This is a genomic window from Kocuria sp. ICS0012 (genome assembly GCF_001665945.1).
Taxonomy (GTDB): domain Bacteria; phylum Actinomycetota; class Actinomycetes; order Actinomycetales; family Micrococcaceae; genus Kocuria; species Kocuria marina.
The window spans coordinates 1-19,879 of the sequence record NZ_LZMM01000027.1; the positions used below are offsets into that span (position 1 = coordinate 1).

A 19,879-nucleotide genomic window follows, 5' to 3' on the forward strand; every position below is an offset into this window, starting at 1 on the left:
GGGGGTCCCGGCGGCCCGCGGGTGCGCCCCCCCCCCCCCCCGGCCTCGGGGGCCCCCCCCCCCCCCCGGGGCGCCCCGGGGCGGGCCGCCGCCCCCGGCGCCCCCCCCCGGGGGGGGCCGGGGGGCCCCCCGCCGCGTCAGGGGTATGTTCCGTCACCGGCGCTTACTTGGCGCCCGTGCGCTTGGTGGTCGCGGAGACGGGAGCGTCAGCGGGCTCGAGCGATCCGGTGTTGGCGAGATCGTTCAGCTGGGCGTTGAGGAAGCTCTTGAGGTTGCCGCGGTAGTCCTCCTCGAAGCTGCGCAGCTGCGCCACGGAGGCCTCGAGGTCCACCTTCTCGCGCTCGAGCGAGGACAGGGTCTCCTCCTTGGTGCGCTTGCCGTCCGCCACGAGCTGGTCCGCTTGGGTGCGGCCCTCGGTGATCAGGCGCTCACGCTCGGCCTGGCCCTGCGAGACGTAGTCGTCGTGCAGCTTCTGCGCCATGGCGAGCACCGCGGCCGCGGACTCGGCGGACTCGGTGGTCGGGACGTTCTGCGTCGCAGCAGGCTGGGCGGCGGTCGACGACGTCGTGCCCGCGCTCGGAGCGACCGTCGCGGCGGTGCTCGAGGACTGCTCGTCCGTCACGCGCACGGGCTCGGACACCGTGGTCGTCTCGGAGGTCTCGGTCACCGAGGCGGCCGGAGTCGCCGTGGTCTCCTGGACGTCCTCGGTGGACTGCGAGACCGCGGAGGTCTCCTCGGGGCGCCCACCCAGGGTCTCGACCTGCTTGCGCAGGGCGTCGTTCTCCTGGTTGAGGCGACGCAGCTCCACGACGATCTCGTCGAGGAAGTCGTCCACCTCGTCCTGGTCGTAGCCCTCACGGAACTTGGTGGGTTGGAAGCGCTTGTTGATGACGTCTTCGGGTGTCAAAGCCATGAGATGTCCTCACTCCTCTAGATGAATTGAACCGCTCGGATGGTGACCGTGCCCGGTGGTGACTGCCGCCGTTGCGCGGTGAATTCTGGCCCAGGATACAGCCGCGTGGCCGCGCCCGGGGCACGGACCGCTCAGCCGCGCAGCAGGAAACCGGCCAGGACGGCCTGCAGGATGCTGACGGCGAAGACCAGGATCAGGAACCCCAGGTCCAGCGCTACCCCGCCGAAGCGCAGCGGCGGCACGAGCCGGCGCAGCGCCTTCATAGGGGGATCGGTCAACGAGTAGATCGTGGACGCCGCCACGAGCGCCATACCCTTGGGACGCCAGCCGCGCGCGAACATCTGTACCCAGTCCAGCACGAGGCGGCCCAGCAGGGCGATGTAGAGCACGTGGACCACGAGGTAGACGATCGACAGCACCAGGCCCATGCTCAGCCCTCGACCCGCTGGACCGAACCGGTATCCTCGTCGATCTCGTCCGAGTGGCCCTGGTCGAGGACCTCCACGAAGGACGGGGTCAGCAGGAACACCTTGGCGGTGACCCGTTCGATGGACCCGTGCAGGGCGAAGACCAGCCCCGCGGCGAAGTCCACGAGACGCTTGGCCTCGGCCTCACCCATGTCGGAGACGTTCATGATCACCGGTGTGCCGTTCCGGAACGCCTCACCGATGGATTTGGCGTCGTTGTACGACCGGGGGTGCACAGTGGTGATGGTGCGCAATTCGTTGTCGTCCTCTCGGGAACTGGGAGCCCGCTTGATGGGGGTCACGGGGGCTCGGTACTCGGGGGACCGGCGGGCCATGGAGGTGCTGCCAGTCTCGCTCACCGCAGTCGTGGAACCGCTCGAGGCGTGCTGGGGGGTCTCCCGAGGGCGGGGGGTTTCTTCGGAGTGGTACTCGTCGTCGCTCTCGGCCAGCCCGAGATAGACCATGGTGCGACGCAGCGCTCCGGCCATATTCTCTCCTCAATCACAGAACGGACCGACTCAGGTCGGCCCGCATGTCGTCCGTCCTTACGCTACCGCACGGCGGGCCGCGGCCCGAGAACATCCGAACCGATCCGCACGTGCGTGGCCCCCGCGGCCACGGCTGCTTCGAGGTCTGCGCTCATGCCTGCGGAGATCGCCCGCGCGTCCGGGAATTCCCGCTGCACATCCTGGGAGAGCTTCCACAATGTCTCGAAGGCCTCACGGGGTTCGGCGCCCAACGGGGCCACCGCCATCACACCGCCCACGCGCAACCCCTCGGTCCCCTCGAGCGTCCGCGCGAGCTCCAGGACGGTGTCCGGGTGCGCTCCCCCGCGGTGACCGTCCGGCTCGGCAACCGGGTCCAGGTTGACCTGCACGAGACACGGCAGATCGGCGTCGTCGCACGGGGCGGGCCGCGCGTCCCCCGCGAGGGCCGCGTCGCGGTGCGAACGCACCGCCTTGCCGAGCGCGGTGACGAGCGAAGGTCGGTCCACGGAATGCACCCAGGACGCGTACTTGACCACGTGCTTGGCCTTGTTGGACTGCAACTGCCCCACGAAGTGCCACGCGGGAGGGCTCACGGGAGGCTCCTGTCGGGCGAGGGTCTCAGCGACCTCCGCGGCCTTGGGCCCGGCCTCCTGGTCCTTGTTCTCCCCCACCGCACGCACGCCCAGTTCCCGCAGGCGCAGGACGTCCTGGGCGGGGAAGAACTTGGTCACGACCACGAGCGAAGGCAGCTCGCCCCCGCGGGCGCGCTCGGGCGCGCGGTCCTCGGCCGCGCGCAGGATCCGTTGGCGCACCGCGGACAACCGCTGCGCGAGTTCCGCGGTGCGACCCGCGTCCTGCGGATCAGTGGTGTCCATTATGCGGTGCCCCTCCCGTTGCGGGCCCACACGAGCCCGGCCAGTCGTTGCGGTGTGGTGTCCCGGCGGTACGAGTACAGCGCGCGGTGCTCGAGCGTGCACCAGGCCTTGCGATCCGTGCCTGCGGTCGCGACGCTCACGCCCCGCTCACGCAGCAGCGCGTCCGCGGCACTCGGCAGGTCCAGGCCGGGGGTGCCCCACGCCGTGGTGGTCGCGATTCCGGGCAGCGCGGCCTCGGCCGCCTCGGCCATCTCCGCGGGTACCTCGTAGCAGTCCCCGCACACCGCGGGGCCGATCCACGCGGTGATCCCGGTGGCACCGCGGTCCTCGAGCGCGCCGACGGTGTGCTGCAGGACCCCGTCCAGCAGACCCTTGCGGCCCGCGTGGGCCACCGCGAGGACCGGCGCCGCGGCGTCGTCGTCCGTGCGGCCCACGAAGACCACGGGAAGGCAGTCCGCCGTGAGGATCCCCAGGGGCGTGCCGTCCGTGCTCACGGCCGCGTCCGCCTCGGGGGCCTGTTCGGGGGCGTCGGTGCCCGTGGCGTCGTGCACGGTGGTGCCGTGCACCTGGTGTACGAACCGCACGCCGCGCGCCCCGGTGCCCAGCTCGCGCTCCACCGTACGACGCCGCTGCCGCACCACCGCGGGATCGTCGCCAGTGTGCGTGGCCAGGTTGCCCTCGGTCGCATCCGTGAACGCGATCCCCACACCGTGGTGCTCGCTGCGGAACCACATGCCGCTCTCCTTCCAGTGCCGCGCCTCGCGATGGGCGCGGGAACGTCGGCGGGGTGGTCACCTCAGCGGTGACCACCCCGTCGTGCATCCGTGGGCCGTTCGTGCCGTGGGGTGCTCGGGCGCCTCGGTACCGCGTGCCCGCGGCCACCGGACCCGGTGTCAGTCCCCCGGAACGGTGCGCGCGACGCGCACCGCCGGACTCACTTCAGGAAGTCCGGGAAATCCAGGGAGTCCTTGCGCCCGGAGGTGTTCGAGGACGACGGCGCGTCCGACTCCGCGGGCAGGTCGACGTCGAAGCCCGCGTCGTCGGGGATGTCGTCGTCCTGGTTCTGCCGGGACCCGAAGCCCCCGGCGGGAGCGCCGTAGGACGAGCCGCCGCGCTGCGGGGAACGACCCAGACCCGAGGGCCGGGTCGCGTCCCCGCCGAAGGCCGCGCGGGTGTTCTCCGCCTGGCGCTGCGCGGGCGAGGAGTTGTTGGCGTTGGTCTCCTGCGAGACCGAGTCGAACCCGGCGGCGATGACCGTCACGCGGGCCTGGTCCCCCAGGGCGTCGTCGATCACGGCACCGAAGATGATGTTGGCCTCCGGGTGGGCGACCTCCTGCACGAGGCGCGCGGCCTCGTTGATCTCGAACAGACCGAGGTCTGAACCACCCTGGATGGACAGCAGCACACCGTGGGCACCGTCAATCGAGGCCTCGAGCAGCGGGGACGCGATCGCGAGCTCCGCGGCCTTCACGGCACGGTCCTCGCCCTGGGCGGAGCCGATGCCCATGAGCGCCGAACCGGCACCCTGCATCACGGACTTGACGTCCGCGAAGTCCAGGTTGATCAAGCCCGGGGTGGTGATCAGGTCAGTGATGCCGGAGACACCGGACAGCAGTACCTGGTCCGCGGACTTGAAGGCGTCCAGCATGGACACGTTGCGGTCCGAGATGGACAGCAGGCGGTCGTTGGGGATCACGATGAGCGTGTCCACCTCGTCCCGCAGGGTCTCGATGCCGTTCTCGGCCTGGTTGGACCGGCGCCGACCCTCGAAGGTGAATGGGCGGGTGACCACACCGATGGTCAGCGCGCCGAGCGAGCGGGCGATGCGGGCCACGACGGGCGCGCCACCGGTACCGGTTCCGCCACCCTCGCCGGCGGTCACGAAGACCATGTCCGCGCCCTTGAGGACCTCCTGGATCTCCTCCTCGTGGTCCTCGGCGGCCTGGCGTCCCACGTCCGGGTTGGCGCCGGCGCCAAGACCGCGGGTCAGTTCGCGGCCAACGTCCAGCTTGACGTCCGCGTCCGACATCAACAGTGCCTGGGCGTCCGTGTTGATGGCAATGAACTCGACGCCACGCAGACCTTCTTCGATCATGCGGTTGACGGCGTTGACACCGCCGCCGCCGATGCCGACCACTTTGATGACGGCCAAGTAGTTCTGGGGGGTTGAGGAGTCCATATGCACCTAACTCGCGTGGGCTTGCGGGAACGTGGGATGTTCGGTTGGGGTAAAGTTTCAACCCTGAGGTGAAACTCCCGGGATATTGGCACCCGCGGGTGCAATATCCTGATCAGGGTAAGGATAACAACCCCGCTCTGTTCTCCGTATCATGCTCCCACGTGTTACCGGAGTTTGCCATACATCCCCTGGTCGCGCCCAACTTTAAAGTCTCAGGCATGGGTTGAGAAAATGCGCTGGATTCTCACCGGACCACGGGGTGCAACGGTGCGGAGACGTCGATGAGCGAGGCGTCCTTCGAGGCGTCCGAGTTCACCAGGGCGGCCACGACCTGCGACTTCAGTTCGCTCTCCCCCGCATCCCCCCATAGGACCTTCTTGCCGTCCTTGAGAGTGAGCTCCACGGCCGAGCCGGACGGGGCGTCGGCCGCGTCCAAACGGGACAGCACGTCCGCCGGCAGGGCGGCCAGGACCTCGGAGATGTCGGTGAACTTCTGGGTGCTCAACACGCCCCGGCCACCGGCCACGAGGGGCACGTCAGGGCGCTGGGCACGGGGCACGGTGCTGAGGGACTTGCCCTCCGAGTCCACGAGCACCAGGTCGGACCCGTCCTCGACCACGGCCACGCCCACGCGTTCGTGCAGGTGCACCGTGATGGTGTGCGGGGGCCGCAGCACCACGTCCACGGACTTCACCTGGGGGACGTCACCGACCGAGTCCATGATCTCCTGCTTGGAGATCCGGGGCATGGGGACTCCCTCGTACCCGGCCAGGGCCTGCTCCACCGTGCGGGGGTCCGTGAGGGTCGCACCCTGCACGTCGATCGTGCGGGTCGCGAACAACGGCGAGAAGAAGACCACGAGCGCCAGCGCCGCGAGCACCACGAGGCTCAGCAGTAGTGCGAGCAGACGGCGGCGCCGGGTGCGCCGGTGCTGGCTCGGCGGGAACGGCACGACGGTCGTGGAGTCGTCGTCGGCCTCGGCGGCGGTGTCCTCGGGCGCGTCCTCGGCGGCACGCGCCGCCCGGCGCTGGGCCCGCCACGTGGAGAACCGTCCCCCGGCGCTCGGCACGGCCTCGAGTTCGTCCGTGGCCATACGCGTGACCTTGGCACCGCCGTGCACGCGGACGGGGGTCTGTTCGTCCGGGGCGACGCCCATCGCGTCCTCGGGCGCGCTGCCGCGGCCGCGCGCGGACCTCGACCCACCCGAGGACGCACCGGGCGTGCGTCCCCGCGATCCCCGACCCACGACCGACGACCCCATTCCGGTGGGACTCGACGTCGGGAACGGGAGGTCCGCGTCCCACGGGGTCGAGGCGTCCGTCCCGGTCCCGGAGATGTCAGAGATGCCGGACGTGTCGGTGGTTCCGGACGGGTCGGCGGTCCCGGTGTCAGGCTCGGCACCGGACGGATCGACGGTGTCGCGCGCGGCGGCGTCGTCCGCGTCGAATGGAGCGCCGCCCACACGGGGCTGGTGCGGAGGGACGGAGCGTGCCATCAGCGCTGCGCCAACGCGGAGAGGATCCGCGGCCCGAGAGCGGTCACGTCACCGGCGCCGATCGTCATGATCACGTCCCCGGGACGCGCGCGGGCCACCACGGTCTCGATCGCCTCCTCGGCGCTCGGGGTGGAGACCACCCGGTCGTCGGAGGCGTGTCCGGTGATCGCGGCGCCGGTGATCCCCGGCTGGGGTTCCTCGCGCGCGCCGAAGACGTCCGTGACGCACGCGAGGTCCGCGATCTCGAGGGCGCGGCAGAACGCCTCCGCGAACTCCCGGGTGCGCGAGTACAGGTGGGGTTGGAACACGGCGAGCACGCGGTGACCCTGGGCGACGTCGCGCGCGGCCGTGAGCGCGGCGGCGACCTCCGTGGGGTGGTGAGCGTAGTCGTCGAAGACCCGCACCCCGCCGTCCTCGCCCTTGGGGTCGAAGCGCCGTGACGAACCGTGGAACGAGCCCAGGCCCTCGGCGAGCAGGTCCGGGTCCGCGCCCGCGGCGAGGCCCGCGGTGAACGCCGCCGCGGCGTCGGCCACGTTGTGCGCTCCGGGAACGGCGAGCGTGAGCGCCACGGTGCGCCGGGCGCCGTCGCGGTCGAACGTGAGCGTGCAGGACGAGCCCGTGCCGTGCGGCGTGGCGTCCGAGACGACGACGTCCGCGGCCGGGTTCTGCCCGTACGTGAGCGCGGCCTCCCCGCGGTCCCGACGACGCCGCGCGAGTTGCTCCGAGCCCGGATCGTCCGCGCACGCCACGAGGGTTCCGCTGGGGCGGATCGTATCGCAGAACTCGTCGAAGGCGGCGTAGAACGCCTGGGCGCTGCCGTAGTGGTCCAGGTGGTCCGGTTCCACGTTGGTGATGATTGCGATCCGCGGGTGGTAGGTCAGGAAGGAGCCGTCCGACTCGTCGGCCTCAGCCACGAACCAGTCGCCGGAACCGAAGCCCGCATTGGCGCCGAGATCCGGGACGTGGGCGCCCACGGCCCAGGACGGGTCCATGCCGGCCGCCTGCAGGGCCACGGCGGCCATCGAACTCGTGGTCGTCTTCCCGTGCGTCCCCGCGACCGCGATCACGTTCCTGCCGTGCATCGCCGCAGCGAGTGCCTGCGAGCGGTGCAGGATCCGCGCACCCGCGGCACGTGCGGCGGCCAGTTCCAGGTTCGTCTCCTTAATTGCCGTGGAGACGACCACCGTGGCGGCGTCGGCCACGTTGGCCGCGGACTGCCCCACGAACACCGTGGCTCCCAGCGCCTCGAGCTGCCGCAACCCGGCCGAGTCCTTCGCGTCCGAACCGCTCACCGCCACACCGCGCGCGAGCAGCAACCGCGCGACCGCGGACATGCCCGCCCCGCCCATGCCGATGAAGTGCACGCGGCCCAGGCCGTGGGGATCGAGGGGTTGCTGGGTGTTCACTGGTTCTCCTGGGGACATGGGGGGGAAGGTTTTCAGCGGCGGGCGTGGTTGAGGGTGAGCCGGGCCATCACCTGCGCGGCGTCGCGGACACCGTGGCCGGCGGAGGCGTGGGCCATGCGGCCGAGGCGCTGGGCATCGGTCACGAGGGGGACCACGGTCTCGCGGTAGAACGCGGCGGTGAACTCGGCGTCCCGCACGATCTCGGCACCACCCGCGGCTACGATGGAGCGGGCATTGAGTGCCTGCTCACCGTTACCGATGGGCAGGGGCACGAAAACGGCGGGCAGACCCACGGCGGCGACCTCGCACACCGTGGCCGCACCTGCGCGGGCCACGAGCAGGTCCGCGGCCGCGTAGACCTTCTCCATCCCGTCCACGTACTCGGTCTGGACGTAGTTCGGCGCGCGCAGCAGCTCGCCGTCCGGGGTGCGCACTTCCTTGGCGCGCCCCGTCACGTGCAGCAGCTGGTACCCGTGCCGCGCGACCTCCCCCGCAATCGCGGCCACGGTCCGGTTCAGGGACTGGGCACCGGAGGAACCACCCGTGACCACCACGGTGGGCAGGTCCGGGTCCAGCCCAAGCGCCGCGCGGGCCTGCGCGCGTTCCGCGGTCCGGTCCAGCGTGGCGATCTCACGCCGCATGGGCATGCCCACGGTGCGCGCACCACGCAGCGGGGTGTCCGGGAAGGCGGTCGCCACGACGGACGCGAACCGGGCGCCCACCCGGTTCGCCATCCCGGGCTTGGCGTTGGCCTCGTGGATCACCACGGGGATCCGACGTCTCGCGGCCGCGAGGTACACGGGCGTGCACACGTACCCGCCCACGCCCACGACCACCGTGGCCTGTTGCGCGTCCAAGATCCGGCCGGCCTGGCGCACCGCGGCGGACAGCCGACGCGGCAGGCGCGCGAGGTCCAGTGACGGCTTGCGGGGCAGGGGCACGCGGTCGATCAGTTCGAGGGGTACACCGGTCTGCGGGACGAGCCGCGTCTCCATGCCGGAGGCAGTGCCCACGGCGCACACCGTGGCGTCCGCGCGCAACTGCTGCACGGCGTCGGCGATGGCCAGCAGGGGGCTGATGTGCCCCGCGGTGCCGCCACCGGCGAGCACCACGCGGGCGGATCCGGCCCGCTTTTGCTGGTGGTCGATGTCGTGCGTGGTTGTCATTCTCGTCCCTTTCCGAACCGCTGGGTCACGCGCTGCGCCCACGACGTCCGGGGGCGTTCCGGTTGCGTGGCCAGCCCGCGCTCGTAGGCCTCCTGGTCGTCCAGGATCTGGGTGCCCGATGCCGCCCCGGACCGTCCGGGACCCACACGCACCGAGCGCGGGACCCGGGCGAAGGACATGACCACGCCCACGGCCGCCATGGTCATCAGCAGCGCGGATCCACCGTAGCTGATGAAGGGCAGCGGGATACCGATCACCGGGAGCAGGCCAGTGACCATGCCCAGGTTCACGAAGGCCTGGCCCACGAGCCACGTGGCCACGCACGCGGTGGTGATCCGCACGAACGTGCTGCGGGTGCGCAACAGGATCCGGGCCATGGCCACGACCATCACGATGAACAGCGCCAGGATGATCACGGTGCCCACGAGGCCGAGTTCCTCGCCGATGATCGAGAAGATGTAGTCGTTGTGGGCCTCGGGCACGTAGTTGTATTTGAGCCGGGACTGGCCGAGCCCCACGCCCCACCAGCCGCCAGTGGCCAGGGCGTTGAGCCCTTGCTGTGCCTGCCAGCACGCGTCCGTGGCGCCGCACTCCCCGAACAGCCACCCGGTGATCCGGTCCAGACGGTGCGGCGCAGTGATCACGAGGAACAACCCGCCCAGGACGAGGCCGGCCGCGCCCACGAGGAAGATCTTCAGGGGTGCGCGCGCGAACCACAGTGCCGCGGCGTAGATGAGGCAGAACACGATGGCCGTACCGGCGTCCCCGCCGGCCAGCGTGAGGAGGGTGGGGACCAGGAATCCCACGACGGAGGGCCACAGGGCCGGCTTCCAGTGCTGCGCGACCGCATCTCCCTGGCGCGCGAACATCGCCGCGAGCCAGATGCACAGCGCGAGCTTGGCGAACTCCGAGGGCTGGAACGACTGACCGCCCAGCACGAGCCAGTTGCGGTTGCCGTTGACCTCCCGCCCCAGGGGTGTGAACACGAGCAGGGACACGAGCACGCTGAGACCCCACAGCACCCACGCGATCCGCGTGTAGAAGTGGGGTGGCACCATCGACAGCGCGAACATCGCGATCAACCCCACGACCCCGAACAGCGCCTGGCGCGCGAACAGGGCGTACGCCGAGCGACTGTCGGAGATCGATTCCACCGCGGACGCGGAGAGCACCATCATCACGCCGATGCCGGTGAGCAACACCACGCACCCGGCCAGGGCGTAGTAGGAGTGGAAGAGCGGGCCGTCGGTGAGCTGGTGCCACCAGCCGCGCATCCTGGTGCTCAGGGCGGTCGATCGGGTGCCCGGCTCCGCGGGCTCGGCTGCCCGGGGGCGTTCGGGGGTGCGGGTGGCCATCAGAACCCCAATTCTTCGTGCACGACGTGCATGAACGCGTTGCCGCGGTCCGCGTAGTCGGCGAACTGGTCCATGGACGCGGCCGCCGGTGCCATCAGCACGGTGTCCTTGGGCTCGGCGTGTTCACGGGCCAACCGCACGGCCCGGCGCATCACGGCGTGCCCGTCCGTCGGGTCGATGCCGGAGTCGTCCGGTGCGGTGCCGCCCTGGCCCGGGGTCGCCGCGAGGACGGGCACGTCCGGGGCCAGGCGGGAGAGCGCGTCCAGCAGGGCGGCGTCGTCCGTGCCGATCACGACGACCGCGCGCAGCCGGCCTGCGTTGCGCTCCACGAGGGTGTCGTACGTGACGCCCTTGGAGAGCCCGCCGGCGATCCAGACCACGGAGTCGAACGCGGACAGGGACGCCTGCGCGGCGTGTGGGTTGGTGGCCTTGGAGTCGTTGATCCAGCGCACCCCGTCCGATTCGGCCACGAGCTGGATCCTGTGTTCACCGGGGCGGTGGGCGCGCAGTCCGTCCCGCACGGCCTCGGGGCTCACCCCGGCCGCGCGCGCGAGCGCCGCGGCGGCGAGCGCGTTGGCCACGATGTGGCGCGTGGGGATGGAGCCGGTGTCCTCGATCGATCCGATCTCGGCGGCGGTCGTGATGCGCTCTGCGACGAACGCTCGGTCGACGAGCAGGTCGTCCACCACGCCCACCATGGACAGCCCCGGGGTCTGCGTGGTGAAGCCCACCGCGCGGCAGCCCTCGAGCACGTCCGCTTCCTCCACGAGTTCCTCCGCGCCGTCCTGTTCGGCGTTGTACACGCACGCGACCCGCGTGTTCTCGTACACACGGGACTTGTCCGCGCGGTAGTTCTCGAAATTGCCGTGCCAGTCCACGTGGTCCTGGGCCACGTTGAGCACCACGGAGGCCAGGGGCGAGACGGAGTGCGTCCAGTGCAGTTGGAAGCTGGACAATTCCACAGCCAGGACGTCGTACTCCACAGGATCGCGCAGTGCGTCCAGGATGGGCGTGCCCACGTTGCCCACGGCCACGGCCTTGAGCCCGGCGGCCTGCAGGATGGAGGCGGTCATGCCCACGGTCGTCGTCTTGCCGTTCGTGCCCGTGATGCACACCCATTCGGGGGTCTTGCGCCCTGCGCGGCGGTTCACGCGCCACGCGAGTTCCACGTCACCCCAGATCTGGATGCCCTCCTCGCGCGCCGCGGCGAAACCCGAGACCCCGATCCCGGCGACCACGGCGCGCAGACCGGACCAGGGCGCGTCCCAGCTGGTCAGCTCCGCGAGGCGGGGGTTGTCCAGGACGGGGTTGTCGTTGCTCGCGTGCATCATGTCTGGTCTGTGCCTCATCCTCGTGTCGGTCGTGGGTGGTCTCGCGGGTGACCGGCGCGCTCCGCCGCCCGAGAGCGGGGTGCGCGCCGCGCGGTCAGTGCAGCGCTTCCGCGCCGGGGAACGCGCCGCCGTTGTGCAGCAACCAGTCACCGTAGAACACACCGAGCGCGGCGGCCACGAACAGACCGGCGATGATCCAGAATCGGACCACGATCGTGACCTCCTGCCAGCCCTTGAGCTCGAAGTGGTGTTGCAACGGGGCCATCTTGAAGATGCGTTTGCCGTGGGAGAGCTTGAAGTAGCCCACCTGCAGGATCACGGACAGGGTGATGATCACGAACAGGCCGGCGATCAGGATCAGCAGCAGTTCGGTGCGGGAGAGCACCGCGAACGCCGCGAGCGCGCCGCCCAGGCCGAGCGAGCCCGTGTCCCCCATGAAGATCTTCGCCGGGGACGTGTTCCACCACAGGAACCCAATGAGCGCACCCACCAGGGCCGCGGCCACGATCGAGAGGTCCATGGGATCCCGAACCTCGTAGCACGCCGCCTGTGCCACGTTCTCGCACAGGTGCCCGGCCTGCCACAGTGTGATGAGCATGTACCCGCTGAACACCAGGATGGACGCGCCCGTGGCGAGCCCGTCCAGACCGTCCGTGAGGTTCACGGCGTTGGTGGTTCCGGTGGCAATCAGATTCACCCAGATCACGAACAGGATGGCCCCCACGATCGGCCCGGCGAATGCGAGGTCCACGCCGGTGTCCCGGGTCCAGGAGATCGCCGTGGAGGCCGGGGTGTGACCGGCCTCGTCCGGGAAGAACAGCACGAGCAGCGCGAACGCGATCCCGATGGCCCCCTGCAGGGCCATCTTCCCGGCAGCGGTCAACCCGAGGTTCTGTTTCTTGGAGATCTTCTTGAAGTCGTCCAGGAACCCCACCAGCCCCATGCCGAGCATCAGGCCGAGCGCCAGGACGCCCGAGAGGGTGATCCCACCGTTCTCAGGCCACGCGATCACGCTGATCAGGTGGGTCACCAGATAGGCGGCCACGACCGAGAGCAGGATGGCCACGCCACCCATGGTGGGGGTGCCGCGCTTGGTCTGGTGAGACGTGGGTCCGTCGTCCCGGATGTACTGACCGTACCCGCGCCGGGCGAGCACCCGGATCAGGGCGGGCGTACCGAAGATCGAGAACACGAGGCCGAGCCCCGCTGCCACGAGCAATTGGATCACGGGCTCAACCCTCCTGGTGGTTCGTGTCGGTGGTGGCCTGGGCCACCCGGTCCCCCAGGTGCTGCAACCCCGCGGCGTTGGACGCCTTGAACAACACGATGTCCCCCGGACGCAGCGTGTCACTCAGGTACTGCTCGGCGTGCTCGGTGTCCGGGACCCAGGCCGCTTCCTCACCCCACGAGCCCTCCAGGGTCGCAGCGGTGTAGACCGGCCGGGCGACCTCCCCCACGGCCACGACATGCGAGACGTTCAACCGCACGAGCAACTGCCCGAGGTCCGCGTGGGCGGTGATGGACTCGTCACCGAGTTCGAACATGCCACCCAGCACGGCGATCGTGCGCCGCGCGGGGTGCTCCTCGTCCCCGCGGCCCAATTGGGCGAGGGTCTGCAGGGCGGCCCGCATGGACTGCGGGTTAGCGTTGTAGGCGTCGTTGATCACGGTCACGCCGTCCGGTCGCTCCGTGCGTTCCATCCGCCACCGCGAGCGGGGGCCGCGGCCCGTCAGACCCGCTGCGATCTCGGCCGCGGGGACCCCGGCGCCGAAGGCCACGGCGGCCGCGGCCAGCAGGTTGGTCACATGGTGCGCACCGATCAGCTGCGAGTGCACCGGGTGGGCGGAGCCGTCCGGGAAGTGCAGCGTGAAGGCGGGGCACCCGTCGGTACCGACGGTCACGTCCTCGGCCCACACGCGCGGGTCCTCGTGGGCCGGGTCGTGGGCGTCGGGCCCCTGCCCGAAGGAGATGATGCGCGCGTCGGTGCGCTCGCGCATGGCACGCACGCGGGCGTCGTCGTCGTTGAGCACCGCGGTGCCGTGCGCGGAGAGGCCCTTGACCATCTCGCCCTTGGCGCGCGCGATGTTCTCCACGCCACCGAACTCGCCCGCGTGGGCCGAACCCACGCACAGTACGGCGCCCACGTCCGGGCGGACGGTGTCGCACAGGTAGCGGATGTTGCCGATGTGCGTGGCGCCCATCTCGATCACGAAGTACTCGGTGTCCTCGGTGGCCGTGAACACCGTGAGCGGGACACCCACCTCGCCGTTGTACGAGTTGCGCGGCGCGACCGTGGGGCCCTGCGCGGCGAAGATCCCGTGCAGCAGGTCCTTGGTGGTCGTCTTGCCCACCGAACCCGTCACGGCCACCACGGTGACCGGGTGCGCGGCACGCAACTGCTCGAGCACGTGGCTCGCGAGCGCGCCCATCGCGAGCACCACGTCCGCCACGACGACGCACGGGTACGGAGCCCCCGCGTCGTCGGTCACCACGCGTTCGGTCAGGTGCAGCACCGCGCCGGAGTCCGCGGCGGCCGGCACGAAGCGGTGCCCGTCCGTGGTCTCGCCCGGCTTGGCGACGAACAACGCGCCGTCCGTGACTTCCCGGGAATCGGTCGTGACGGAGGTGACGGTCACGGACTCGGGGTCCGGGACTCCCGCGAGCTCACCGTTCACGGCCCGCGCGAGCTGCGCGGCGGAAATGGCAATCATTGCTGCTCCTTCGTGTCCGCGTGCAACGCCGCCAGGGCGTCCCGCAGCTCTTCGCGGTCGTCCAGGTGCACGACGACGCCGTTGAAATCCATGGCGGTCTCGTGACCGCGGCCCGCCACGATGATGGCGTCGTCCGGGTGGGCCATGCGCACTGCGGTGCGGATCGCGGTCGCGCGCGGTTCGATGACCAGCACGTCCGTGGCGCGAGCATGGTTCGCGACGGCCTCACGAGCGCCCTGCGCTACCTGCTCCCGGATGGGCGCGGGTTCCTCGGCGTGGGGATCGTCGTCCGTGATGATCACGACGTCCGCCTCCTCCGCCGCGACCCGGCCCATGATGGGGCGCTTGGTGGTGTCGCGCTCGCCGGTGGCGCCGAAGACCACGATCACGCGACCGCGCCCGTCCTCGGGGGTCACGGCGCGCAGCGAGCGCGCAAGCGCGTCCGGGTTGTGCGCGAAGTCCACGAGGGAGGTGGGCCGCGTGCCCACAAGTTCCATGCGTCCCGGCACGCCCGCGCTCAGGGGGTCGTGCTCGTCCAGGACGCGTTGCAGGGTGTCCAGTGCCACGCCGGAGTCCAGGACCATGAGCACGGCCAGCGCCGCGTTGGCCACGTTGAACTCACCGGGCAGTCCCGTGTGCATGTCCAGCGCGCGCCCGTCCGTGTGCCGCAGCGTGAACGCGTGACCGATGCCCCGGCGGGTCAGCGAGCGCAGGGTCCAGTCCGCGGCGTCCGCCCCGCCGGTCCCGACGGGGGCGGTGCCTTCCGCATCGCTCGCGTCCTGACGCGTTCCTTCCGGGCCGCGCAGGGCAACGGTCGTGACGTTCTCCGCACCCAGGTTCTTGCGGGCCCGCTGCGCCATCGCGGCGCTCCACGGGTCCCCGTCCCCCAGCACGACGACGCCGCGGCTCGTGCGCTCGCGCGTGAACAACTGCGCCTTGGCCTCGAAATACTCGGCCATGGACCCGTGCAGGTCCAGGTGGTCCTGGGTGAGATTGGTGAACCCAGCGACGTCGTAGTGCACCCCGTCCACCCGGTGGAACTCGAGGGCGTGGGACGAGACCTCCATGGCGGTGGCGGTGATCCCGCGTTCACGGGTCAGGGCCAGCAGGGAATGCACGTGCGGAGCCTCTGGCGTGGTCATGCGTGACGGGATCGGCGTGTCCCCCGCGAGGATCTCGATGGTGCCGATCAACCCGGTCATGTGACCCAGGGCGCGCAGGATCGAGGTGATGAAGTAGGTCGTGGTGGTCTTGCCGTTGGTGCCGGTCACCGCGAAGAGCTCCTGGCCGGTGCCGTCCGCAGGTTGGGAATCGTAGACCGCGCGGGCCACCGGACCCACCCATGAACGGGGTTCGGGGCTCACGAGCACCGGCAGGCCCACGCCCGACTCGGCCACGGACCGCGCGCCGTCCGGATCGGTGAGGATCGCCACGGCACCGGACGCGGCGGCGTCGGCGGCGAATCGCGCCCCGTGGACCTTGGCGCCGGGCAGCGCGGCGCAGAGATCACCCGGCTGCACCTCCCGCGAGTTCAGGACCACTCCCGTGACGGGAGCGGTGGTCCCCGTGGGGGCGGGGACCACCCGCGCGCCCGTGAGCCGCGCGAGCTCCTCGAGCGAGTGGGCCACGGGCCGAGACGGACGCAGACTCTGCGCGTCGGTCCCTTCTTGGGCAGATGCCACCATAGAAATCCTCTTCGAACCTGTCTGTGGACGCACCCCGTCCACCCGGGCCGGTGTCTCACCGGTCGTTGCTGCCGCCATGTGCTTCTGTGTGGGAAGTTTAGTCCTGGGACTCGTCCCTCCCCGGCTGCGGCCACGTTTGCTCGAGCGCGTTCGTGGGTGTCACGTCCCGGTCCACGTTCTGCGGCACCTGCATGTCGAACGTGGGCCCCGTGGTGGTGGAGGGCGCCACGTTGAAGTGGTGCAGCACCTGGGACATGATCGTGGAGAACGTGCTCGTCACGCCCAGGGTGCGCACGTCCCCCTGGGGGCGCTGCATGGTGACCGCCACGAGGTACTGAGGGTCCTCCATGGGGGCCACACCCACGAAGGACGTGGTGTAGCCCTCGTACCCGCCGCCCTCGCTCGGCGCCTCGGCCGTACCCGTCTTACCACCCACGCGGTATCCCGGCACGGCCGCTTCCTTGGCGCCGCCCTGCGTGACCACGTTCTCCATGATGTCCAGCGTCTGCTGCGCGGCGGACTCGGAGAGCACCTGTTTGGGTTCAGGACGTTCGGGGTGCGTGACCGTCCCGTCCGGCGCGGTCACGGAGTCCACGAGACGCGGTTCGATCTGACGGCCCTTGTTCGCGACCGCCTGGAAGATCGACGCCGTGCGCAACGGGGTCTGGGACACGCCCTGACCGAACAACACCGTGTACTCCTGACGCGGGTCCCACTGATCCGCGGGCGCCAGGATGCCCGTGGACTCCCCCGGCAGTTCGATGCCCGTGGCGGAACCCACCCCGAAGTTCGCGAGGTTGTCGTGGCGGGCCTGCTTGTCCATCTTGGAACCCATGATCACGGTGCCCGTGTTCATGGAGTCCGCGATGATCCCCGCGACCGTGCGGTTCTGGGTGCCATGGTCGAACGCGTCGGTGATCTTCTCGGAACCAATCTGCAGGTACGGCGGGACCGTGATCTCCGTGGTGGGGGACACGATCCCCCGGTCCAGGGCGCCGGCCACCGTGGCGATCTTCTCCGTGGAACCGGGCTCCACGGCCTGGGACACGGCGCGCGAACCGAGGTCGGCGGCGTCGGCCTTGCCCGGGACGTTGGGGTCCACCGAGGAGGTGTCCGCGAGCGCCAGGACCTTGCCGGTCTTGACGTCCATGACCACGGCCGTGCCCCATTCGGCCTTGAGCTGCTTGGCCCGTTCGCGCACGGCCTGCTCCGCGAAGAACTGGACGTCGCTGTCGAGCGAGAGCTTGACGTTCGAGCCGTTCTCGGCGGCCTTCTGTTCCTGCGGGGCCACGGGGATGCGCACGCCGTCGCCGGAGATCTCGAAGCGGCGCTCGCCGTCGGTGCCGCGTAACAGGGAGTCCTGGGTCTGTTCGATCCCGCCGAGGGCCTGGTTGTCCCCGCCCAGGAACCCGACCACGGAACCGCCCAGGGAACCGTCCGGATAGCTGCGCTGGAACGTGGGCTGGCCGTAGATGTACGGCAGGTTCAACTCCCGCAGGGCGTTGTACTGCTCGGGGGTTACGCCCCGCGCTACGTAGTTGAAGCTCTTGTCCCCGTCCAGCGCGGCCTTCACGTCCGTGTCCTTCATGCCCAGGGCGTCCGCGATCTTGTACACGGCCTGCGTGGGGGTCATGGTCTCGGTGGAACCGTCCTTGTGGGGCACGGTCACGGCGGCGACGGCGCTCTGGTCCACGGTGATGTCGTAGCGCTGCAGTGTGCGGGCCAGCACCGTGCCACGGCTGTCGGTGATCTCCCCGCGCACCGCGGGGATGGACTCCACGAGCGTGCGCTGGGCGGCCGCGGCCTCGGCCCGACCCCCGGGGTCCAGCCCCTGGACCCAGAACAGGCGGCCCACCACGAGAAGCAACAGGACCAGCAGGAAGGCGATGCCCACGTGCATGCGCGAATAGGGCCGGAACAGTCGGTTCTTGCGCGCTGACGATGCTGACACGGTCTTCCTCGATTTCTGGACTTCAGCGTGGTGGGGCCACCTCCGACGGGTTCTACTCCCGGTCCGCGGCGCGGACCGGCGCGTTCACTGGCCAGGCGCGCGCTGCGACGGCGCGGGGATGGAGCCCCCGTTGAGATCCCGGGACTCGTCGGCCTTCTGGGCCGCTTTACGCTGGGCGGTCTTCTTGTCCGCTTCTTCCTTGGCGCGCTTCTCCGCGCGTTCCTCGGCGGCGATCCGGTTCGCCTCCGCGGCGTCGGAACCCTTCATCTGCGCGGGCGGCACGAGGATGTTCTGCGCGTCCGTCTTCTCCGCGGGGGCGCTCGGGGCCGTGACGGCACCCGTGCCGAGCTGGATGCTCCCCACATCCTTGGCCGGGACCATGCCCAGGTCGTTGGCGCGGGCGGCCAAGTTCTGCGGCGCGGAATTGGCCTCGATATCCTGCGTGAGCGCCTCGTTCTCCTGGGAGAGGGCGCGCTGCTGACCCGTGAGCTCGGTCAACTGGTACTGCCCCTGGGTGATCTGGATGTTGAGCAACAGGATGCCCACGAGAGCTGCGGCCAGGGCGAGGGTGCACATGACCACGGTGGAGACCCGGCTGCGGCGGGCCGCGCGGCGCGGCACCACGGAGAGCGGCCTACGCCCGTCCGCCCCCCGGCCCGAGGGGTCACCCGACGATGGATGCGAGGCCGACGTCGCACTGCTCATCGCTCACTCCCTGGTCTTGTGGTCTCCCGGAGCCGCTCGACGGCACGCAACCTGGCCGAGGCGGCCCGGGGGTTGTCCCGGACCTCCTGCTCGCCGGCGCGTTCCGCCCCGCGGGTGAGAACCTTCAGCGTGGGCTGGTGTTCCGGCAGTTCCACGGGAAAACCTCTGGGGGCCGTGGAACGTGCACCGCGAGTGAACTCCTGCTTGACAATTCTGTCCTCCAGGGAGTGGTAACTCATGGCGAGGACACGCCCTCCCACCCTGACAGTTTCCACGGCGGCGGGCACGGCACGCTCCAGGACGTCGAGTTCCTCGTTGACCTCGATCCGCAACGCCTGGAAGGTCTGTTTGGCCGGGTGGCCCTTCTTGTGCTGGGCCGCGGCGGGAACCGCGGAGCGGACCACGTCCACGAGCTGGGCGGTCGTGCGCAGCGGGGCCTCGGTACGGGCGGCGACGATGGCGCGCGCGATCCGCGGCGCGAAGCGGTCTTCGCCCCAGCGGTAGATGATGTCCTTGAGCTGGGCCTCCGAGTACTCGTTGACCACGGTGTACGCGGACAGTTCCGCCCGGGAGTTCATGCGCATGTCCAGGGGGGCGTCGAACGAGTACGCGAAGCCGCGCTCGCGTTCGTCCAGCTGCAGTGAGGACACCCCGAGGTCGAACAGGATGCCGTCCACCCGGTCCACGCCGGCGGCTGCGGCGGCCTGATCGATGTGGTCGTACGTGGTGTGGATGCCCGTGAACCGCTCCCCGAAGTGCGCAAGGCGTTCCCCGGCGAGTTCGAGGGCCTGGGGGTCCCGGTCGATCCCGACCACGCGCAACCCCGGGAAGCGTTCGAGCATGGCGTGGGTGTGCCCGCCCATGCCCAGGGTCGCGTCCACGACCACGGGGTGTTCGGTGTCCAACGCCGGCGCGAGCAGGTCCAGACAGCGCTCCAGCATCACGGGGATGTGTCGTTGCTCGGCGGGGGCGTGGTCCATGCCGGGCTCCTGGTCTGTCGCGGATCGTGCGGGTACTACGGGTCGCAGGTCTCGGTGCGCACGGCACCGATGTCCTCCGGGGGCATCCTACGGTGCGCCCGGACACCAGATCCCCATCCGCCGCTCGCCCCTCGAATCCGGCCTGACTCGGGGGAAGTCGAGTCAGGACGGT

The 19,879-nt window shown here is 70.5% G+C and carries 17 protein-coding genes; all 17 read right to left on the bottom strand.

Annotated features, from left to right (window positions below; translation table 11 throughout):
* Positions 1 to 163 precede the first annotated feature (163 nt).
* The 17 genes from A5728_RS03500 to rsmH all read right to left on the bottom strand — a co-directional run bounded on the left by A5728_RS03500 (position 164) and on the right by rsmH (position 19,707).
* Positions 164 to 913 (bottom strand): DivIVA domain-containing protein, encoded by a 750-nt coding sequence (locus tag A5728_RS03500; protein ID WP_064845730.1) that lies wholly within the window; start codon positions 911 to 913, stop codon positions 164 to 166.
* Between the two features lie 131 nt (positions 914 to 1,044).
* The gene (locus A5728_RS03505) at positions 1,045 to 1,341 is read right to left on the bottom strand and encodes a YggT family protein (RefSeq protein WP_064845731.1); all 297 of its coding nucleotides are present in this window, start codon (positions 1,339 to 1,341) and stop codon (positions 1,045 to 1,047) included.
* A gap of 2 nt (positions 1,342 to 1,343) precedes the next feature.
* Entirely contained in the window at positions 1,344 to 1,868 is a 525-nt protein-coding gene (locus A5728_RS03510) for a cell division protein SepF (RefSeq protein WP_064845732.1), read from the bottom strand.
* A 62-nt stretch (positions 1,869 to 1,930) separates the two neighbouring features.
* Complete coding sequence (locus tag A5728_RS03515; RefSeq protein WP_064845733.1) at positions 1,931 to 2,743, bottom strand: YggS family pyridoxal phosphate-dependent enzyme; 813 nt, start codon at positions 2,741 to 2,743, stop codon at positions 1,931 to 1,933.
* A complete protein-coding gene (locus tag A5728_RS03520) occupies positions 2,743 to 3,477 on the bottom strand; it encodes a polyphenol oxidase family protein (protein ID WP_064845734.1) in 735 nt (244 codons plus the stop codon). The genes A5728_RS03515 and A5728_RS03520 overlap by 1 nt, the downstream gene beginning before the upstream one ends.
* 200 nt (positions 3,478 to 3,677) lie before the next feature.
* A complete protein-coding gene (gene ftsZ / locus A5728_RS03525; RefSeq protein WP_064845735.1) occupies positions 3,678 to 4,922 on the bottom strand; it encodes a cell division protein FtsZ in 1,245 nt (414 codons plus the stop codon).
* 244 nt (positions 4,923 to 5,166) lie between these two features.
* Positions 5,167 to 6,417, bottom strand: coding sequence for a cell division protein FtsQ/DivIB (locus A5728_RS03530; RefSeq protein ID WP_231885493.1), 1,251 nt, complete (start codon positions 6,415 to 6,417; stop codon positions 5,167 to 5,169).
* Positions 6,417 to 7,823 (bottom strand): UDP-N-acetylmuramate--L-alanine ligase, encoded by a 1,407-nt coding sequence (gene murC, locus A5728_RS03535; RefSeq protein ID WP_231885494.1) that lies wholly within the window; start codon positions 7,821 to 7,823, stop codon positions 6,417 to 6,419. Before murC ends, A5728_RS03530 begins: the two co-directional genes overlap by 1 nt.
* 32 nt (positions 7,824 to 7,855) lie before the next feature.
* Complete coding sequence (gene murG, locus A5728_RS03540) at positions 7,856 to 8,989, bottom strand: undecaprenyldiphospho-muramoylpentapeptide beta-N-acetylglucosaminyltransferase (RefSeq protein WP_064845737.1); 1,134 nt, start codon at positions 8,987 to 8,989, stop codon at positions 7,856 to 7,858.
* The gene (gene ftsW / locus A5728_RS03545; protein ID WP_064845738.1) at positions 8,986 to 10,344 is read right to left on the bottom strand and encodes a putative lipid II flippase FtsW; all 1,359 of its coding nucleotides are present in this window, start codon (positions 10,342 to 10,344) and stop codon (positions 8,986 to 8,988) included. Before ftsW ends, murG begins: the two co-directional genes overlap by 4 nt.
* Positions 10,344 to 11,675, bottom strand: coding sequence for a UDP-N-acetylmuramoyl-L-alanine--D-glutamate ligase (gene murD, locus A5728_RS03550; protein WP_197493076.1), 1,332 nt, complete (start codon positions 11,673 to 11,675; stop codon positions 10,344 to 10,346). The genes ftsW and murD overlap by 1 nt, the downstream gene beginning before the upstream one ends.
* Positions 11,676 to 11,769: 94 nt before the next feature.
* Positions 11,770 to 12,903, bottom strand: a complete 1,134-nt coding sequence (gene mraY, locus A5728_RS03555; RefSeq protein ID WP_064845739.1) for a phospho-N-acetylmuramoyl-pentapeptide-transferase — start codon at positions 12,901 to 12,903, stop codon at positions 11,770 to 11,772.
* Positions 12,904 to 12,907: 4 nt separating this feature from the next.
* Positions 12,908 to 14,386, bottom strand: coding sequence for a UDP-N-acetylmuramoyl-tripeptide--D-alanyl-D-alanine ligase (gene murF / locus A5728_RS03560; protein ID WP_064845740.1), 1,479 nt, complete (start codon positions 14,384 to 14,386; stop codon positions 12,908 to 12,910).
* Positions 14,383 to 16,071, bottom strand: a complete 1,689-nt coding sequence (locus tag A5728_RS03565) for a UDP-N-acetylmuramoyl-L-alanyl-D-glutamate--2,6-diaminopimelate ligase (protein ID WP_064845741.1) — start codon at positions 16,069 to 16,071, stop codon at positions 14,383 to 14,385. The genes murF and A5728_RS03565 overlap by 4 nt, the downstream gene beginning before the upstream one ends.
* Before the next feature lie 97 nt (positions 16,072 to 16,168).
* Positions 16,169 to 18,022, bottom strand: a complete 1,854-nt coding sequence (locus A5728_RS03570; RefSeq protein WP_082943209.1) for a penicillin-binding protein 2 — start codon at positions 18,020 to 18,022, stop codon at positions 16,169 to 16,171.
* Between the two features lie 84 nt (positions 18,023 to 18,106).
* The gene (locus tag A5728_RS03575) at positions 18,107 to 18,727 is read right to left on the bottom strand and encodes a hypothetical protein (RefSeq protein WP_064845742.1); all 621 of its coding nucleotides are present in this window, start codon (positions 18,725 to 18,727) and stop codon (positions 18,107 to 18,109) included.
* Entirely contained in the window at positions 18,724 to 19,707 is a 984-nt protein-coding gene (gene rsmH, locus A5728_RS03580; RefSeq protein WP_064845743.1) for a 16S rRNA (cytosine(1402)-N(4))-methyltransferase RsmH, read from the bottom strand. Before rsmH ends, A5728_RS03575 begins: the two co-directional genes overlap by 4 nt.
* Positions 19,708 to 19,879: the final 172 nt, after the last annotated feature.

What these genes read in the sequence shown, in the direction of transcription:
- A5728_RS03500 (WP_064845730.1), bottom strand. Translation starts at nt 913, where the DNA reads ATGGCTTTGACACCCGAAGACGTCATCAACAAGCGCTTCCAACCCACC.
- A5728_RS03505 (WP_064845731.1), bottom strand. Translation starts at nt 1,341, where the DNA reads ATGGGCCTGGTGCTGTCGATCGTCTACCTCGTGGTCCACGTGCTCTAC.
- A5728_RS03510 (WP_064845732.1), bottom strand. Translation starts at nt 1,868, where the DNA reads ATGGCCGGAGCGCTGCGTCGCACCATGGTCTATCTCGGGCTGGCCGAG.
- A5728_RS03515 (WP_064845733.1), bottom strand. Translation starts at nt 2,743, where the DNA reads ATGGACACCACTGATCCGCAGGACGCGGGTCGCACCGCGGAACTCGCG.
- A5728_RS03520 (WP_064845734.1), bottom strand. Translation starts at nt 3,477, where the DNA reads ATGTGGTTCCGCAGCGAGCACCACGGTGTGGGGATCGCGTTCACGGAT.
- ftsZ (WP_064845735.1), bottom strand. Translation starts at nt 4,922, where the DNA reads ATGGACTCCTCAACCCCCCAGAACTACTTGGCCGTCATCAAAGTGGTC.
- A5728_RS03530 (WP_231885493.1), bottom strand. Translation starts at nt 6,417, where the DNA reads ATGGCACGCTCCGTCCCTCCGCACCAGCCCCGTGTGGGCGGCGCTCCA.
- murG (WP_064845737.1), bottom strand. Translation starts at nt 8,989, where the DNA reads ATGACAACCACGCACGACATCGACCACCAGCAAAAGCGGGCCGGATCC.
- ftsW (WP_064845738.1), bottom strand. Translation starts at nt 10,344, where the DNA reads ATGGCCACCCGCACCCCCGAACGCCCCCGGGCAGCCGAGCCCGCGGAG.
- murD (WP_197493076.1), bottom strand. Translation starts at nt 11,675, where the DNA reads ATGATGCACGCGAGCAACGACAACCCCGTCCTGGACAACCCCCGCCTC.
- murF (WP_064845740.1), bottom strand. Translation starts at nt 14,386, where the DNA reads ATGATTGCCATTTCCGCCGCGCAGCTCGCGCGGGCCGTGAACGGTGAG.
- A5728_RS03565 (WP_064845741.1), bottom strand. Translation starts at nt 16,071, where the DNA reads ATGGTGGCATCTGCCCAAGAAGGGACCGACGCGCAGAGTCTGCGTCCG.
- A5728_RS03575 (WP_064845742.1), bottom strand. Translation starts at nt 18,727, where the DNA reads ATGAGCAGTGCGACGTCGGCCTCGCATCCATCGTCGGGTGACCCCTCG.
- rsmH (WP_064845743.1), bottom strand. Translation starts at nt 19,707, where the DNA reads ATGGACCACGCCCCCGCCGAGCAACGACACATCCCCGTGATGCTGGAG.